A 16,250-nucleotide genomic window follows, 5' to 3' on the forward strand; every position below is an offset into this window, starting at 1 on the left:
AGGGGATGGGGCTCCCGATGCCGCTGAGGCGATCACCCTTGTCCGGCAGATCACGCGCCCGCACCGCCGACGTCACGATCAGCCTGCGCACCGCCATCGGCCTCGCGTTCACGCTGATCCTGCTGCTGTCGAGCGGCGCGCTCGTGTGGTTGAACGGCGAAGCCTCCGCGCGCCTGCTGCGCAAGCAGGTCGACCAGCAGTTCGACATCCTCATCTCCGGCGTCACGTCGCAGGTCGCCCTGCAGCTCGACGGCGCCGATGCGGTGCTGAACACGCTGTCGGTCGACCCGCCGCCGCCGTCCGATCCCGAAACGCAGGGGCGGCTGCTGGTCCGCGTGCTCGCCAACCTCGTGGCGACGTCGCCGTCCGTGCAGTCGCTCGTCACGGCCAGCGCCGATGGCCGCTACGTCATCGCTCGGCGCGTGATCGGGATGCCGCCCCAGGCAGGCGACGGGGACGTGGCCCGCCCCGCCGCCTACGTGGTGCAGATCGGCGGTCCCGATCCCGCGGCCCGGGACCGCTACGTGTTCCTCGACGCCACGTTCCACACCACGACGGCCGCGATGCCGGCGGCGGTGCCGGCCGCGATGGGGATGGATGCGCGACGGCGGCCCTGGTACCGCATGGCGGTCGCGACCGAGCGGGCCGTGGCCACGCCGGCCTACAGGTTCAAGGACGACAACGGGTTCGGCTTCACGCTGAGCCGGCGCGCCCAGGACGATGCCGACCTCGTGTTCGGCGCCGACGTCAGCCTGGCGGCGCTGTCGGGCGCGCTCAAGCGCGGGCTCGTGTTCGACGGGGAGCGCGTCGTCGTCTTCACGCCCGACGGTGCCCTGGTCGGAGATTCCGCGGGTCCGGCCCCGTCGGCGTCCGGCGTGTCGGCGTCTCCGAAGCTCGACGACGCCATCCTGGCGGCCTACCGCCGCGACCCGTCCGGGCACAGCGTGGAACTCCAGGCCGCGGACGGCCCGGTCTATGCCGAACTCGCCCCGCTGGCCATCAACGGCGCGCAGCTGGTCATCGCCAGCACCGTGCCGGTCGCGGTGTTCGAGGCCCCGGTCACCCGCCTGCTGGTCTGGTCGCTGGTGATCCAGGCCGCCATCGTCGGCGTCGCCTTCGTGCTGGTCCATGCCGCATCGCGCTCGATCTCGCACCCGATCCACGCGCTGGCGGCGGACGTCGAGGCGATCATCCGCTTCCGCACGCCGGAGCGCATGGCCCGCCACAGCCACATCCGCGAGATCCGCCGGCTCCTCGGCGCCGTCGACACCCTCGCGCTGACGCTGCGCTCGTTCTCGACGTACCTGCCGGCCCCCTTCGTGCGCGGCATCGTGGACCGGGGCGAGATCCCCACGGTCGGCGGCAAGCGCGAAACCGTGATCGTGATGTTCTCCGACATCGACGGCTTCACGCGCATCTCGGAAACGCTGCCGCCGGACGAGATCCTCCCGCAGCTGTCGCGTTATTTCGGCGAGATCAGCGACGAGATCAGGCTTTCGGAAGGGACGCTCGACAAGTTCATGGGCGACGGCGTCATGGCGTTCTGGACGCTGCCGGCCGACGTGCCGGACCGGGCCGCGGAGGTGTGCCGCGCGGTTCTGCGGGCCGGCCGGAGGATCGACGCGCTGAACGTGACCTTCGCGGCGGAGGGGCGCCCCGTCCTGCCGACCCGCTTCGGCCTCCACGCCGGCGAGGCCATGGTGGGCAGCGTCGGCACGGCCCATCGCCTCAACTACACGGTGCTCGGCCACGCCGTGAACGTGGCGTCGCGGGTCGAGCAGCTGAACAAGCGCTTCGGGACCCGCGTCCTCGTCACCGCGGCGGTCCGCGACGCCGCCGGTGACGCCGCCCTGTTCCGTCACCTGGGCGAGGCCGAGGTGCGCGGCGCCACGGGCAGCGTGCACATCTTCGAGCTGGTCGCCGATGCGGCGGACCGGCCGGCGCCGGCGCGATGACGCGGCGGCGGCTTCAGTCGCGCGCGGAACCGCCGTCCGACGGCTCGCCCGGGAGATAGGACCGCACGCGGGCGCGGCCGTGGCTCGTGTCGCGCGTCGGGGACGACAGGGTGGGCGCGACCTGCGACGTGCCCGGCATGGGGCTCGATTCGCGCGCCGTGTCGCCGAGGCCGGGCGCCGCCGCCGCATAGGCGGTGTCGGGAGCCGCGGCGGCAAAGCCGGTCCCGGCCGGACGATAGCCGTCGGGGTCGGGCGGCACGACGGAACCGGGCTCGATCGCGGCATTGTCCATCGGCCCGTCGAAGAGCGGCTGGTCGGCCCGGCTGGCCGCGAAGCCGCCGGTGCCGCTGCCCGAGGGTGTGTAGGCCATCTCGCGCTCGCCGATGAGGGCCGAGCCGGCGAGGCCGCCCCAGCCCTCGTCCCGCCAGTCGGCCGAGCGCTCGTCCATGTCGACGGCGCCGTCGCGGTCGAGGATCTCCAGCACGCGCTCGTAGGCGGCGGTGTCGGTCTCGACCGTCACCGCCACCCCGCCGCGGCGCAGGCCCTCGGCATACATGTGCCGGTCCTCGTCGGGGACGAAGAAGTCCTTCAGCGATTCCCAGAAGCCGTGCGGGTGCGGCGCCTCGGCCGTCACGGCCTGGCCCCCCGCGACCCGAACCGCGGTCGGCGGCACGCCGGCCGACACGAGGTCGTCGCGCGCGTGGTCCGCCGCCTCCTGGGTGTCGAAGAACGCCGTCACGGATCGGGCGGACGCGTCCCGCCCCGCATCCAGCGGCGTGGTGTCGGACAGGTCGTCGTAGGCCATGGCGGTCGCTCCCGAAGCGGGCATGGGCCCGCACGGGAACGAACGGGGGCCGGGATGGCGGAGTTCCATCGAGCGGCGGGGCGGCGGCGCGCACCGCCCGCCCTCCCCCCGCCCCCGGCCGAGCGATACTGTCGAGCACCGCAAACATCGCAGAAACGAACCCGAAACAATCGTCGTTACACTGCTTTAACGGCTTTCGACTACGCTTCGCGCAAGATGAAGCTCAGGGTATGATGATGAACGTCTCGTCGGTTTCCAGCGCCAACGTTTCGGCTGCGGCCGCCAGGGCATCGGCCGCCACAAGGGCGGTGCCGACGGCGGCCACCGCGGCGGCGAGCACGGCGACGTCCGCGGGCCCGGCCGCCATCACGGGTGCCACGCCCGTCGGCGCCGTCGCCCCCGTGGCGGCCGTCACCGGCGCCGACACTGGCGCGACGGGCACCCCGGCGTCGGACGGTTCGAGCACGGGCGGCGTCGCCGATCAGACCGGCACCGCCGCGACGTCCGGCGCGGCGCCCAAAGGCGGCGCCCCGGCCGGAAAGGCCGCGGGGAGCGGATCGTCGCCGGCCGCCGCGGCGACGGGCGGGCTGGTCCAGACGGGCAGCGGCGAATACACCGCCGCCTCGGTGGCGGCCGACCAGAAGGACGCCGACGCCCTCGGCCTGATCAGGCAGAAGGACGGCAATTACGCCGCCAAGCGCGCCGACCAGGATGCAGCGCCGAAATCCGCGGCGGCGATGAGTTCGGCCGGCGTGCAGGCCGCCCTCAGCACCCTCACGCTCGGCGGCTGATCCCGCGGAAGGCGCGCCGGCGGCGCGGCGTCAGGCGATGTCCGACCGGGTCCACAGGCCGCGGCGGGGCGGCGTGCCCACCACGCGGTACAGCGCCGGCTGGGCCGTCCCGATGCCGACGTGCCACAGCTTGCGCCAGCCCGGGACGGACAGCCGCGCCGCCCACGGGTCGGGTGAGAACCGGACGCGGCGGCCGATCTCGCGATAAACGCGCAGCGCGGTCGCGACCGCCCAGGCCGAGCGCCACGGCAGCCGCGCGATGCCGACCCGCGCCGACGCGTAGTAGCGTTCCGCGAGTTCGAGCAGAGCGTGCGTGGCTTCGATCACGGCGCGCCGGTTGGCCGGGTCGAGCACGAAATCGGCCCCGACGGCGTCCCGGCCGAAGAGCTCGGCGGGCAGGTACACCCGGCCGATGCGGGCGTCGTCCATCACGTCGCGGGCGATGTTGGTGAGCTGGAACGCGAGGCCCAGGTCGCAGGCGCGGTCGAGCACCGCCCGGTCGTCGGGGTCGACCCCCATGATCACCGCCATGGTGACCCCCACCGCGCCGGCGACGCCGTAACAATAGCCCAGCAGGTCGTCTAGCGTGCCGTATCGGCGGTCCTCGACGTCCATGCGGAAGCCGTTCAGGATGTCGAGCGGCAGCCGCTCGGGGATGCGGTGCTTGGCGGCCACGCGGGCGAAGGCCGCGAAGGCGGGGTCGTCCTGCGGCACGCCGGCCATCGCGTCGCGGGTGCGCCGTTCGAGCATCGCCAGGCGCTCGGCCGGCGTGCCCTCCTGTTCGACGCGGCCCATGCCGCCCGCCTGCCCGTCGATGACGTCGTCGCAGTGGCGGCACCAGGCGTAGAACAGGCGGGCGCTGTCGCGCGTGCCGGGAGCGAACAGGCGCGCCGCCGCGGCGAAGCTCTTCGAGCCGGCCTCGATCGACTGCCGGCTCGCCTCGGAAACGGCGTCGCTCATGCGGGAGCGATCCCCGCCGCCGCCATGGCCTCGGCGGGCCCGACGGGCGCGGCGAAGCCGGCGTCGGCCAGCATCAGCGAGGCGGTGGCCTTGGCGGATCCCACCACGCCCGGCACGCCCGCGCCGGGATGCGTGCCGGCGCCGGTGAAGTAGAGGCCCTCGATCTTCCCATCGCGGTTGTGCGGCCGGAACCAGGCGCTCTGCGTCAGGATCGGCTCCAGCGAGAAGGCGGAGCCGTGGTGGCTGTTCAGCTCGTCGCGGAACTCGAAGGGCGTCAGCATGCGCGAGGTGACGAGGTCGCGCTTCAGGTTCGGGATGTAGCGCTCCTCGAGGTAGTCGAAGATGCGGTCGCGGTACTTCGGCCCCTCGACCGCCCAGTCGATGTCGGCGGTGCCGAGGTGGGGCACAGGCGACAGCACGTAATAGGCGCTGTGGCCGGGGGGCGCGAGCGAGGGATCGGTGGCGTTGGGGGCATGGAGGTAGAGCGAGAAGTCGTCGGCCAGCTTGTCGGCCCCGAAGATCTCGGCGATCAGCTCGCGGTAGCGCGGGCCGAAGCAGACCGTGTGGTGGGCCAGGCCGCGGTGGTCGCCCTTGAGGCCGAAATAGACCACGAAGAGCGACATGGAATAGCGCTTCTTGGCGAGGCGCTTGGCCTCGTCCTGCCCGCGCGGGTCGTGGCGCAGGAGGTCGCGGTAGGTGTGCATGACGTCGGCGTTGGAGGCGACGTAGTCGGCCTCGAGGCGCGAGCCGTCTTCCAGCGCGACGCCGGTGACGCGGCCGCCTTCGGTGCGGATGTCGCGCACGGCCGCGTTCAGCCGGATGGTGCCGCCGCAGCGCTCGAACAGCGCGATCATGCCCCGGATCAGCGCGCCGGTGCCGCCCTTGGGGAACCACACGCCCCATTTGCGCTCCAGGGCGTGGATCAGCGCATAGATGGCGGAGGTGCGGAACGGGCTGCCGCCGACCAGCAGCGTGTGGAACGAGAAGGCCTGCCGGAGGTGGTCGTCCTTGATGAAGCGCGCCACGAGGTCGTAGACGTTGCGGTAGGACTCGAGCTTCACCAGCGCGGGCGCGACCTTCAGCATGGAGCGGAAGTCGAGGAACGGCACGGCGCCGAGCCCGATGTAGCCCTTGTCGAAGACCGCTTCCGAGAAGGCCAGGAACTTCTTGTAGCCCGCGACGTCGGCGGGCGACAGCTTGGCGATCTGCCGGTCCATCTCGGCCTGGTCGTTGGCGTAGTCGAAGGTCACGCCGTCTTCCCAGCACAGCCGGTAGAAGGGGTTCACCGGCAGCAGCTCGACGTCGTCGCTCATGCGCTGGCCCGCCGCCGTCCACAGCTCCTCGAGGCAGGACGGGTCGGTGATGACGGTGGGGCCGCCGTCGAAGGTGAAGCCCTCGTCCTCGTAGACGTAGGCCCGCCCGCCCGGCTTGTCGCGCTTCTCCAGCACGGTGACGTCGAAGCCGCCGGCCTGGAGGCGGATCGCCAGGGCGAGGCCGCCGAAGCCGGAACCGACCACCACCGCCTTCGGCCGGGTGCCGTCGCGCGCGGGGGCAGGCGTGAAGGGAGCGTTCATGGGGCGGTCGCCAGTGTTGTGGGCTCGCGCAGGCAGCGCAGCGCGCGGAAGATCGGCACGGGCGGCTTTCCGGTGAGCACCCGCGCCTTGTCATAGAGGGTGGAGCGGCCCGCGTAGAAGCGTGACACGAGGTCCGGGGAGAAGTGGTAGAAGCGCTCGATCAGGCTGTAGCGCCGGTCGGGCTCGGCCGCCTTGAACAGCAGCCGGTCGAGCAGCCGGTAGAAGCCGGCATCCTTCCAGCACTGCACGGAATGGGCGCGCGTTTCGCGGTGCAGGTTCGCGGCGCCGAGGTCGGACAGCGCGGCGACCCGGTCGGCGAGCCGCACCGCGTCGGGCAGCGAATAGCCCGTGGTGGGGTGGAACAGCGCGGCGCGCAGGCCGGAGCGGGCCACGCCGGGGCCGTCGTCCCAGAACCGCTCGATGTCGCCCCCGAGCGCGATCGGCAGCACGCCGGCCTCGTCGCGCAGCACTTCGGCGACGTCCCAACCGCGGCGGCGGGCGTAATCCAGCGTCAGCGCCCGCAGCGCGCCCTGGTCGACGTCGAGCCCGTCCGAATAATAGGTGTCCTCGATCAGCACGCGATCGGCGGCGAAGGGCAGCGTGTAGACGAAGCGGAAGCCGTCGCGCTGCGGCACGGTGGCGTCCATGATGATGGGGTCGGCCTGCCCGTGCGGCACGGCCGTCCGCACCTCGATGCCGTAGAACTTCTGGAAGGCGACCTGCAGGTGCGGCGACGGCCGGTATCCGCGCCCGTCGATCACCGCGTCGGCGCGGATCTCCTCGCCCGACGCCAGCGTCACGCCGTCGGGACGCAGGGCCGACACCGCGGCACCGGTGCGGACGCGGTCGGCGTGGACGGCCATCACGGCGCGCATGCGCTCGGCCGAGGCGGAGCGGTAGCCCAGCGGCAGGCTGCGGTCGAGTCCGGGGAACGCCACCGCGTAGCCGGGCCAGCGCGCCGACACGAAGGGGTCCATCCAGCCCTGCTGGTCGGGCGTCAGGTCCCCGGCGTGGAACGACCAGGTGTGGTTGCCGCCGAGCTCGTCGCCCGCTTCGAGGATGGTCCAGTCGACGTCGGGCCGCATCGCCGAAAGGCGATGCGCGATGAGGCTGTTGGCGAGGCCGCCGCCGACCAGGATCAGGCGCATGGAACCGTCCGGTCCAGGTGGAGGCCGAGAAAGGCCGTGACCCGCGCTTCGTAATCCGATCCCGCCGCCGACGCCATGTCGACGTGCCCGGCGCCCTCGACGATCCAGAGCCGCTTGTCGCCCGGCGCGGCGTCGAACAGGGAGCGGGTTTCCGAGGGCGTCGTGAGGGGATCGGAGCCGCCGCCGATGACCAGCACGGGGCCGGGATAGCGCGCGACGGCTTCGATCGGCCGCAGATCCGCGGCGCGCAGGCCCGTCATCCCCACGCCCACGGCGGTGAGCAGGGGCGTCAGCCAGCGGGCCGCCGCGCCCGCGACGAGCCCCACCCGGTTGCGGATCGCGGCGTCGATGTCGGGGAATACCGATTCGAGCACCAGGGCGTCAGGCGGCGCGACCCGGCTCGCGAGCGCCAGCGCGGCGCCGCCGAGCGAGATGCCGATGGCGCCGACCCGCTCGCCCGGCGCGGCGGCGCGCAGCCAGGCCAGAACCGCGGCGGCGTCCTCGGCCTCGCGCCGGCCGAGCGTCACGGAAGCGCCGCCGCTTTCCCCGTGGGCGCGCAGGTCGACCGCCAGCACGGCCGTGCCGCGGCGGGCCAGCATCGCCATGCGGGACGCCAGCGCCCGGCGGTCCGAGCGCAGGCCGTGCATCAGCACCACGGCGCCGCGGCCGGGGCTGCCGGGCGCGAACCAGCCCGCGAGCACGTAGCCGCGGCAGGCGATCGACACCGGGCCGGCGCCGAACCCGGCCGGCGGCGGGCCCACGGCGGCGCGCGACGCGCCGGTGAAGCTCCGCACCGCCACCGCGCAGGCGGTGAGGACCGAGACGGCGAAGGTGACGACGATCGCCAGGACGACGAGGAGCGGGATCATGCGCGGCGCGGCGCGACGCCCGCCGCGACCCCGTCCACCCTGGGCCGGGCGGAAATCCGGGTCGCCCGCGGCGCCCTCACGCGAACAGCTCCGGCCGTCGCAGCCTCAGCGTCTGCACGAGGCAGAGCGTCTTCATGTCGTCGAGCGCGTTGGCGTCGGCCCGGTCGCGAAGCTCGGCAAGCGGCACCTCGACCACCGTGATGTTCTCGTGCTCCTCGGCGAGCCCGCCGCCCGAGCCCGTACGGTCCCGGGCGGCGTAGGGCGCGAGGAACAGGTGCATGCGCTCGGTCGACACGCCGCACATCGACCAGGTGTGGCCCGCTTCCTCCAGGCCGCCGAGGGCCACGCCGACCTCCTCCAGCGCTTCGCGGCGGGCGCAATCGGCCGGGTCCTCGCCGTCCTCGCGCAGGCCGGCCGGCGCTTCGAGGACGTCCGTCGCCCCGCCCATCAACAGCACGGGCGCGCGGGGCAGCGTCACGAGCAGCGCCACGCGCCGGTCGGGATCGTAGGGCAGCACCGCGACGGCCGGCCCATGGTCCTCGACCTCCCGGGTGAACGCCACGCCGTCGTCGCCCGACAGCGTCGCGACGCGGATCTTCAGCCAGCCGTCGTGGGCGAGCCTCGTCGAACGGATCGCGACCATGATGTCCTCGTCGGCGGGATGCCGCGCCCCACTATAGGGCGGCACCGGCGCCGGGGCGACCCGGCGCGTCCGACCCGGCCAGCGCCGCGCCGAGTCCGGCCGCGATGGCGCCCAGCGCGGCGCGGGCGGCGGGGACGAGCCCTGTGAGACCGTAGAAGTGATGGATCATGCCGGGGTGGCAGCGGTGTTCGACCGCGACGCCGGCCGCGGCGAGCCGTTCGGCGTAGAGCGCGCCCTCGTCGCGAAGCGGGTCGAACTCCGCCGTGTGGATCAGGGCGCGGGGCATGGCGGCGAGGCCGGGGCGATGCAGCGGCGACAGCCGTGGGTCTGCGGGGTCCGGCGCGCCGGGCGCGTAGTCGGCGAGGTCGCGCGCCATCATGGCGGCGTCGAGCAGGTGCCCCCGCGCGAAGGACCGGCGCGATGCCGTGGCGGGCGCCGCGTCCAGCACGGGGCACAGCAGAAGTTGCAGCGCGAGGCGCGGGCCGAGGGCGCCGGCCGCCAGCGTGGCGAGCGTGCCGCCCGCCGAATCGCCCCCCACCGCCACCCGCGCGGGATCGATGTCGAAGGCGGCCGCGCGGGCGATCACGTCGGCGGTGGCCGCCTCGGCGTCGTCGACCGCGGCGGGGAACGGATGTTCGGGCGCCAGCCGGTAGGCGACGGACACCACGCGGCATCCGGCTCCCAGAGCCAAGCTGCGGCACAGGGCGTCGTGGGTGTCGAGGTCGCCGGCGACGAACCCTCCCCCGTGGAAATAGACCAGGCCCGGCCCCGGATCCCGGGATGGGGCGTAGAGGCGGGCTTCGAGAGGTCCTTCCGCTCCCGCCACCGCGACGGGGCGGACGGACGGCAAGGCGGGCGGCGCCCCCGCCATCCGCATCAGCGCGGCGAAGCCGGCCCGACGCTCGACGGCCGACACGCTCGGCCAATCCGTCGGGCGGCTGGCACCGAGCATCGCCATGAGCCTCGCCGCTTGCGGGTCGATCGGCACGCGGCGAGGACCGGACGCGTCAGGCCCCGGCCATGCCGGTGCGCTGGCGCGCGCGCGCGCTGTCGTGCAGGGCGTCGTTGATCCCGATCCCCTGCGACACGGTGCGGACGTGGCGCGCCGAGCGGGTCCGCAGGGTGACGATCTCCTCCGCCATGGTGGGGTGCACCGCCATGGTGGCGTCGAAGTCCCGCTTGGTGGCGCCCATCCGCACCGCAACCGCGATCATCTGGATCATCTCGCCGGCCTCGGGCCCGAGGATGTGGACGCCGAGCACGCGGTCGGTGACGCCGTCCACCACCAGCTTGAACACCACCTTCTCCACCCGGCCCGACAGCGTCGCCTTCAGGGGCCGGAACCCGGCCTTGAACACGTCGACGACGTCGTAGCGCTCGCGCGCCTGGCGTTCGGTGAGGCCGAGGGAGCCGATCTCCGGGGTGCAGAACACCGCGGACGCGATGTGCTCGTGGTCGACGCTGGTCGGCCGGCCGCCGAACAGCGTGTCGGCCAGGGCGTGGCCCTCGCGCACCGCCACGGGGGTGAGGTTGACGCGGTCCGTCACGTCGCCGACCGCGTGGATGGAGGCCACGGAGCTGTGCGAGAAGGCGTCGACCTTGACGGCGCCGTGATCGTCGAGCGCCACGCCGGCCTCGGCCAGGCCGAGGTTGCGCGTGTTGGGCGCCCGCCCCGTCGCCATCAGGACCTGGTCGGCGACGAGGGTGGAGCCGTCCGGCATCAGGACCTCGACGCAGCCGTCGGAGCGCGTCAGCGCCTGCGGCAGCGTGCGCGGCAGCAGCGTGATGCCGGCCTCGCGCAGCGCGTCGGCGAGCCCGTCGCGCATGTCGTCGTCGAAGCCCGACAGGATCTGGTCGCCGCGGAACATCACCGTCACGTCGGCGCCGAGGCGGGCGAAGGCCGAGGCGAACTCCAGCCCGATATAGCCCGCCCCGACCACGACGAGGCGGCGGGGGAAGACCTTCAGGTCGAAGATCTCGTTCGACGTGATGGCGTGTTCGAGGCCGGGGATGTCCGGGTGCATCGTGGGCCGGCCGCCGGTCGCCACCAGGATGTGTTCGGCCTCGATGCGCCGTCCGTCGGCCGTCACCACGGCGTTGGGGCCGTCGACCCTGACGCGGGACTCGACGAAGGACGCGCCGGCCTTCTCCAGGTTCTGGCGGTAGAGGCCGGACAGGCGGGTGATCTCGCCCTCCTTGGCGCGGACGAGGTCCGGCCAGTCGAAGGAGGTGGCCCCCACCGTCCAGCCGAAACCGGCCGCGTCGGCGAACTCGTCGGCGAAGCGGCTGGCGTAGACGTAGAGCTTCTTGGGCACGCAGCCGCGGATCACGCAGGTTCCGCCGATGCGGAAATCCTCGGCGACGATCACCTTGGCGCCGTGGGACGCCGCGATCCGCCCGGAGCGGACGCCGCCGGAGCCCGCGCCGATGACGAAATAATCGACCCTGTCGGGCGTGCTCATCCTAGAGGTCCTCGGAAGCGGCGCGGCGGGCGGAGCGTGGCGTCAGAACTTGTCGCCCTTCTTCTCCATCTCCTGCTGGACGCGCTTCATCATGAAGCCGGACACTTCCTGGGTCCAGGCCTGCATGGACACGACGAGCTCGTCGAGCATCTTGGGCTGGGCCGCGACGTATTGCTTGCCGGCGGGGCTGTCGAAGAAGGCCGCCGTCGCCTTGAGGTCCTGCTCGCTCATCGTGCGGGCGTAGATGCGCGCCGCGATGTCGAGCATTTCGCCGGACTTCGCCGTGAACTCGGGCTGGAGCTGGGCCAGCACGACGGTCAGGTCCTTCGACAGGTCGGGACGGGTGCGCGTGACCACGATGGGGATCTGCTCCTCCAGCTGGGGCACCATGGGCTCGAAGGATCGCGCCATGCCGGACGACACGATGACCTGGCGGGCGGCGGCGAGCTTTTCGGGCGGAACGTCGGGCTGCGGCAGCGCCGGCACGGGGGTCGGCAGCGCGGGCGCCACGGGCGCCGCGGGGGCGGCCGGCGCGGGGGCCGGGGGCGTCTGCGCGGACGCCGGGGCTGCGGCGAAGGCCAGCAGCGCGACGGCGGCGGCGAGGCGGGTCTTGGGCGTCATCGACTTCAGGTCCTCGAGGGTTGGGGGCTCGGCCGTTCGACGACCAGCGTGCCCGCGTCGCCGTCCGTGACGACGGCCGAGGCCAGCCCGATGAAAAGCCCGTGCTCCACCACCCCCGGGATCGCGACGAGGCGCTCAGCCAGGGCTTCGGGGTCGGGAATGGGGTCGAATCGGCAGTCCAGGATGAGGTGGCCGCCGTCGGTGAGGTAGGGAGAGCCGTCCGGCCCATGGCGCAGCGAGACCGAGCCCCGCGCCCCGGCTGCTTCGCCGGCGCGCTCGACCTTGCGCCGGGTCGACGCGAGGCCGAAGGCGTTGACCTCCACGGGCAGCGGGAACCCGCCCAGGCGCGCGACGCGCTTCGACGAATCGGCGATGACGATCATGCGGGCGGACGCCGACGCCACGATCTTTTCGCGCAGAAGAGCGCCGCCGCCGCCCTTGATGAGGCGGAGCTCGGGGTCGAACTCGTCGGCGCCGTCGACCGTGAGGTCGAGCTCGGGGAGGTCGTCGAGGGTCGCCAGCCGGATGCCGAGGCTTTCCGCCTGCAGCCGCGTCCGCTCCGAGGTGGGCACGCCCACGACGTCGAGGCCGCCGCGCACGCGCTCGGCCAGGAGTTCGACGAAATGCTGGGCCGTCGACCCCGTGCCGAGGCCGAGCCGCATGCCGTCCTCGACGAAGGCGAGCGCGCGGGCGGCGACGCGGCGTTTCGATGACTCGTCCGGCTGGTCGGCCATGCTGGCTCGTCGTGGGGCGGGAAACGGTGGTGCGGCGAGGAGCGCCGGACGGCCGGACACCTATCGTGGGGGGCATCGAAAAGCAAATGACGGCACGGGATTCGGCGCCGGGGACCGCGCAACCGGAGGGCTTCACCTCGTGTTCAGCAAGCGCGCCCTATGTTTCGTGGCGTCGACGCTGCGATGCCGGCGTCGCGGCCAGGGCTTCGGCCCGGCCATCCCTCCCTTCAGCTCAAGGAGCTCACCATGTCCGCAGTCAAGACGACCGTCGCGGCCGGGCTCGCTGCCCTGACCCTCGGCACGGCCACGATCGCGTCCTCCACGCCGGCGGAAGCCTGGTGGCGCTACGGCTGGGGCGCCCCCGTGGCGGCCGGCGTGCTCGGCGGCCTCGCGGCCGGCGCCATCATCGGCGGCGCGGCCCGGCCCTACGGCTATGGCTACGGCCCGGGACCCTATTCCTGCGTCCGCCGCCGCCCGGTCTACGACGCCTACGGCAACTTCGCCGGCTACCGCCCCGTCCGCGTGTGCTGACCCCCACCCGCTGACCCGCGCTTCCCCGTTTCGGCCCGACGCCGCGACCAGCTCGGCCAGCTCGCCCCCAGGGGCGGGCCGTGCCAGCGAGACCCCCCGGTTCGCGCCCCACCGGGGGGTCTTCGCCTTTCGAGAGCCGCCCCGGCCCAGCGCCGGGGCGGCTCTTTCCGTCTTGCCCCCTATCGCGGCCTACTTGCCCGGGGGCGTGCAGACCACGGTCTGGTTCAGCACGTAGCAGATCGACATCGTCCCGGTGCGGACGTCGACGCGGAACACACCGCCCTCGCGGTCGTGCCGCGACGCGATCAGGGCGTATTCGCTCTGCGACTGCGCCCCACCGCCCTCGCCGGGCGGATAGCACAGGGTGACGCCCACCGTGTTCTCCGACAGCCCGTACTGGCAGGCCCCCATCTCGCCCGTCGCCTTGTCGAGCCGGTACACCCGGTTCAGGTCCGTTTCCGGTGCGGCCAGGAACTCGTAGCTCGCCGCCCAGGCCTGGGCCGTCGCGGCCAGGATCAGCGCCGCGGCGCAGCCCGCCGCCTTCGCGGTCCGTGTCATCTCTTGTGTCTCCGGCGCCCCGGGATGGGGTCGCGAGTATCCCGCATGCGGCGGCGCGTTTCCAGCCCGGGCGAGACCGGCGGCCCGACCCAAATCGCCGCTTCGCCCGTTCCGGATCGGGCGACCCGCCGCCCCTGCCGCGCACCGGAGACGAAATGACCGACCCCTTCCCCCTCGTCGTGTTCGACCTCGACGGCACGCTGGCCGAAACGGCGGGCGACCTCATGGGCGCGCTGAACCACGTCCTGTCGCTCGACGGCCTTCCGCCCCTGCCCGTCGATCAGGCGCGGAGCCTGCTCGGCGCCGGCGGCCGGGCGCTCATCCGCCGCGGCTTCGCGTCTGCCGGGCGACCGCTCGACGAGAACCGCCTGGAGGACCTGTTCCGCCGCTTCCTCGCCTTCTACGAGGACCACATCGCCGACCATTCCCACCTCTACCCCGGCGTGGTCGCCGCGATGGACCGGCTCGAAGCCGACGGCTTCGCCTTCGCGGTCTGCACCAACAAGCTCGAAGGCACCGCCAAGCGCCTTCTCGCCGCGCTGGGGGTCGCGGATCGGTTCAAGGTCATCTGCGGGCAGGACACGTTCGCGGTGTCCAAACCGGAGCCGGGCGCCCTGCTCGGCACCATCGCGCGCGCGGGCGGCGATCCCGCGCGCTGCGTCATGGTGGGGGACAGCCGCACCGACATCGACACCGCGAAGGCGGCGCGGATCCCCTGCGTGGCGGTGGATTTCGGCTACACGGACCGGCCCGTGGCAACGTTCGAGCCGGACCGGGTGATCAGCCACTTCGACGCCCTGGCCGATGCCGTGGGGTCGCTGGTCGGGACGCTCTGAGAAGGGGGAAGGCGGTTCGGGGAGATATGGTGGGCGCGACAGGGATTGAACCTGTGACCCTTCGCGTGTGAAGCGAATGCTCTACCGCTGAGCTACGCGCCCGAACCGTGGCGCTGAATTACCCAGCGTCGCCGTCGCTGTCAAGCGGGTCTCGGCCGCTCGGACCTGTGGTCCGGGCGACACGCCGCGCCGCAATGCGGGCCGCGGCCGCTCCACCCGTTGCCGGGCCCCGGAAACCCGGCAGAATGCGGCCCCGCTCCCATCCAACCGATCGAGGCCGACCATGCGGACCCGAACCTTCGCCCTGGCCGTCGCGGGCCTCGCGATCTCCCTGTCGGCCCAGGCCGCGCCCCGCGCCGGCGACGACGGGGTGCACCTCGTGCCGAAGGCCCCGGCCGCCGGCCCCGCGCCCGCGGTGCTCGACAACCCCGACCATTGGCAGCCCGGCGCCGACGTGGACATGGTGGACGGCGACTACGGCAAGGCCGTCCCGCGCGAAACCGTCGCCTACGACGGCGGGCAGCCGGCCGGCACGGTGGTTGTGTCGACGCGCGAGCGCCGCCTGTACTTCGTGCTGCTGGACGGACGGGCGATCCGCTACGGCGTCGGCGTCGGGCGCCCCGGCTTCAGCTGGACGGGCGGGCAGACCGTCACGGCCAAGCGCGAATGGCCGGACTGGACGCCGCCCGCCGCCATGGTGAAGCGCCACCCCGAGATCCCGCACCACATGGCCGGCGGCCCCGACAACCCGCTCGGCGCCCGCGCGCTGTATCTCTGCCGCAGCGAATACCGAATCCACGGCTCGAACGAACCCGACACGATCGGCCAGGCCACGTCGTCGGGCTGCATCCGCATGACCAACGCGGACGTCACCGACCTTTACGACCACGTGGCGGTGGGCACCCGCGTGATCGTGCAGCCCTGACGGGCGACGGCCGGGCGGGACACCCGCCCGGCCTCGGCGTTCGAGGCGCGCTCACAGGCTCGGGTAGTCGCGCGACATCTTCTTCGCGTCGAGCTCGCCGAGGTAGTGTGCCCACTTGGCTTCGCGGTCGGCCCCGAGCTCGTGCAGGTAATCCCAGGTGAAGAGCCCGCTGTCGTGGCCGTCGTCGAAGACGAGCTTCACGGCATAGTGGCCCACCGGCTCCACGGCCGTGATGACCACGTTGCGCTTGCCGCCGACGGTGCGCTTCTCCGCCGCCGTGTGGCCCTGCACCTCGGCGCTGGGGCTCGTGACGCGCAGGTATTCGGCGGGCAGGTCGAAGGTCGCGTCGTCGTAGGCCACGCTCAGCGCCCGTCCTCCGTCCTTGAGGCGAAGCTCGATCGGCCAGTTCTGCGTCGACATCTCGTGTTCCCCATGGTCCCGGCGAAACCCATTGCCACGTTCACGCTCGACATTGTAGCGTGACCGTCAAGGCTTCGCACGGCGACGGCCGGCCGTCCCGCGTCGTTCCCGAAAGGGGTCGCGGCCGAGGCCGGCCGTCGCCGTGGTGGGCCACGTTCAGGGAGGCAACCCATGGTCCATCGGATCGACGACGACCCGCGACGGCACAAGCGCGCTTCGCCCTGGCGGTGGCTGCTGCTCATCCCCTACCCGGCCCTGCTCTGGGTGCCGTTCTACAACGCGGTCGAGCCGCGTTTCCTCGGCTTCCCCTTCTTCTACACTTACCAGATGGCGTTCGTGGTCCTGACCGCGATCATCACGGCTGTCGTGTACCTCATCACGGACTGATGCTGCGGCGCGCCGAACGCGCGCTCCGCAG

19 protein-coding genes and 1 tRNA gene are annotated in these 16,250 nt (G+C 73.0%); 6 read left to right on the forward strand and 14 right to left on the reverse strand.

The annotated features are described in order from the left end of the window. The first annotated feature begins 38 nt into the window (after nucleotides 1-38). On the forward strand, nucleotides 39-1,955 hold the full coding sequence (locus tag D3273_RS00365) for an adenylate/guanylate cyclase domain-containing protein (RefSeq protein WP_165359324.1): 1,917 nt from the start codon (nucleotides 39-41) through the stop codon (nucleotides 1,953-1,955). Nucleotides 1,956-1,968: 13 nt separating this feature from the next. Here the strand turns inward: D3273_RS00365 and D3273_RS00370 are convergent, their stop codons facing one another. Together D3273_RS00370 and D3273_RS00375 are read right to left on the reverse strand one after the other, a co-directional pair. Next, complete coding sequence (locus D3273_RS00370; protein WP_129222604.1) at nucleotides 1,969-2,760, reverse strand: hypothetical protein; 792 nt, start codon at nucleotides 2,758-2,760, stop codon at nucleotides 1,969-1,971. Nucleotides 2,761-2,983: 223 nt separating this feature from the next. Then, nucleotides 2,984-3,175, reverse strand: a complete 192-nt coding sequence (locus tag D3273_RS00375; protein WP_129222605.1) for a hypothetical protein — start codon at nucleotides 3,173-3,175, stop codon at nucleotides 2,984-2,986. On the opposite strand from D3273_RS00375, the gene D3273_RS00380 reads away from it, so the two are divergent. Then, nucleotides 3,162-3,551 carry a hypothetical protein gene (locus D3273_RS00380; protein WP_129222606.1) on the forward strand — a complete coding sequence of 130 codons (390 nt, stop codon included), beginning with the start codon at nucleotides 3,162-3,164 and terminating at the stop codon, nucleotides 3,549-3,551. The two genes, D3273_RS00375 and D3273_RS00380, sit on opposite strands and share 14 nt — an antisense overlap. A 30-nt stretch (nucleotides 3,552-3,581) precedes the next feature. Here the strand turns inward: D3273_RS00380 and D3273_RS00385 are convergent, their stop codons facing one another. The 9 genes from D3273_RS00385 to rpiA all read right to left on the reverse strand — a co-directional run bounded on the left by D3273_RS00385 (nucleotide 3,582) and on the right by rpiA (nucleotide 12,562). Continuing rightward, a complete protein-coding gene (locus D3273_RS00385) occupies nucleotides 3,582-4,511 on the reverse strand; it encodes a phytoene/squalene synthase family protein (RefSeq protein ID WP_129222607.1) in 930 nt (309 codons plus the stop codon). Beyond that, nucleotides 4,508-6,085, reverse strand: coding sequence for a phytoene desaturase (locus tag D3273_RS00390; RefSeq protein ID WP_129222608.1), 1,578 nt, complete (start codon nucleotides 6,083-6,085; stop codon nucleotides 4,508-4,510). Before D3273_RS00390 ends, D3273_RS00385 begins: the two co-directional genes overlap by 4 nt. Next, nucleotides 6,082-7,233 carry a lycopene beta-cyclase CrtY gene (gene crtY, locus D3273_RS00395; RefSeq protein ID WP_129222609.1) on the reverse strand — a complete coding sequence of 384 codons (1,152 nt, stop codon included), beginning with the start codon at nucleotides 7,231-7,233 and terminating at the stop codon, nucleotides 6,082-6,084. The genes D3273_RS00390 and crtY overlap by 4 nt, the downstream gene beginning before the upstream one ends. Beyond that, complete coding sequence (locus D3273_RS00400; RefSeq protein ID WP_129222610.1) at nucleotides 7,224-8,102, reverse strand: alpha/beta hydrolase; 879 nt, start codon at nucleotides 8,100-8,102, stop codon at nucleotides 7,224-7,226. The genes crtY and D3273_RS00400 overlap by 10 nt, the downstream gene beginning before the upstream one ends. A 76-nt stretch (nucleotides 8,103-8,178) precedes the next feature. Continuing rightward, on the reverse strand, nucleotides 8,179-8,745 hold the full coding sequence (locus tag D3273_RS00405) for an NUDIX domain-containing protein (protein WP_129222611.1): 567 nt from the start codon (nucleotides 8,743-8,745) through the stop codon (nucleotides 8,179-8,181). A gap of 31 nt (nucleotides 8,746-8,776) precedes the next feature. Further along, on the reverse strand, nucleotides 8,777-9,733 hold the full coding sequence (locus tag D3273_RS00410) for an alpha/beta hydrolase (protein WP_129222612.1): 957 nt from the start codon (nucleotides 9,731-9,733) through the stop codon (nucleotides 8,777-8,779). Nucleotides 9,734-9,752: 19 nt separating this feature from the next. Beyond that, nucleotides 9,753-11,207: a glutathione-disulfide reductase gene (gene gor / locus D3273_RS00415; protein ID WP_129222613.1), complete on the reverse strand. Its 1,455-nt coding sequence runs from the start codon at nucleotides 11,205-11,207 to the stop codon at nucleotides 9,753-9,755. Between the two features lie 42 nt (nucleotides 11,208-11,249). Further along, nucleotides 11,250-11,828, reverse strand: coding sequence for a DUF2059 domain-containing protein (locus tag D3273_RS00420; RefSeq protein WP_129222614.1), 579 nt, complete (start codon nucleotides 11,826-11,828; stop codon nucleotides 11,250-11,252). A 5-nt stretch (nucleotides 11,829-11,833) separates the two neighbouring features. Next, nucleotides 11,834-12,562, reverse strand: a complete 729-nt coding sequence (gene rpiA, locus D3273_RS00425; RefSeq protein WP_129222615.1) for a ribose-5-phosphate isomerase RpiA — start codon at nucleotides 12,560-12,562, stop codon at nucleotides 11,834-11,836. A 246-nt stretch (nucleotides 12,563-12,808) separates the two neighbouring features. On the opposite strand from rpiA, the gene D3273_RS00430 reads away from it, so the two are divergent. Next, entirely contained in the window at nucleotides 12,809-13,093 is a 285-nt protein-coding gene (locus tag D3273_RS00430) for a hypothetical protein (RefSeq protein WP_129222616.1), read from the forward strand. 189 nt (nucleotides 13,094-13,282) lie between these two features. Here the strand turns inward: D3273_RS00430 and D3273_RS00435 are convergent, their stop codons facing one another. Next, nucleotides 13,283-13,651 (reverse strand): hypothetical protein, encoded by a 369-nt coding sequence (locus D3273_RS00435; protein WP_129222617.1) that lies wholly within the window; start codon nucleotides 13,649-13,651, stop codon nucleotides 13,283-13,285. Nucleotides 13,652-13,806: 155 nt separating this feature from the next. Between D3273_RS00435 and D3273_RS00440 the strand changes: the two genes are divergently transcribed. Continuing rightward, the gene (locus D3273_RS00440; protein WP_129222618.1) at nucleotides 13,807-14,487 is read left to right on the forward strand and encodes an HAD family hydrolase; all 681 of its coding nucleotides are present in this window, start codon (nucleotides 13,807-13,809) and stop codon (nucleotides 14,485-14,487) included. 27 nt (nucleotides 14,488-14,514) lie between these two features. Here the strand turns inward: D3273_RS00440 and D3273_RS00445 are convergent. Further along, a tRNA-Val gene (locus tag D3273_RS00445) sits at nucleotides 14,515-14,589 on the reverse strand. 181 nt (nucleotides 14,590-14,770) lie between these two features. Between D3273_RS00445 and D3273_RS00450 the strand changes: the two genes are divergently transcribed. Next, on the forward strand, nucleotides 14,771-15,412 hold the full coding sequence (locus D3273_RS00450; protein WP_129222619.1) for a L,D-transpeptidase: 642 nt from the start codon (nucleotides 14,771-14,773) through the stop codon (nucleotides 15,410-15,412). 51 nt (nucleotides 15,413-15,463) lie between these two features. Here D3273_RS00450 and D3273_RS00455 read toward each other — a convergent pair whose 3' ends face one another. Further along, complete coding sequence (locus D3273_RS00455) at nucleotides 15,464-15,832, reverse strand: gamma-butyrobetaine hydroxylase family protein (protein ID WP_129222620.1); 369 nt, start codon at nucleotides 15,830-15,832, stop codon at nucleotides 15,464-15,466. A 171-nt stretch (nucleotides 15,833-16,003) separates the two neighbouring features. Between D3273_RS00455 and D3273_RS00460 the strand changes: the two genes are divergently transcribed. Then, nucleotides 16,004-16,219 carry a DUF3311 domain-containing protein gene (locus D3273_RS00460; protein WP_129222621.1) on the forward strand — a complete coding sequence of 72 codons (216 nt, stop codon included), beginning with the start codon at nucleotides 16,004-16,006 and terminating at the stop codon, nucleotides 16,217-16,219. Nucleotides 16,220-16,250 lie beyond the last annotated feature (31 nt).

Origin of the sequence: Lichenibacterium minor (assembly GCF_004137685.1) — a bacterium.
Taxonomy (GTDB): domain Bacteria; phylum Pseudomonadota; class Alphaproteobacteria; order Rhizobiales; family Beijerinckiaceae; genus Lichenihabitans; species Lichenihabitans minor.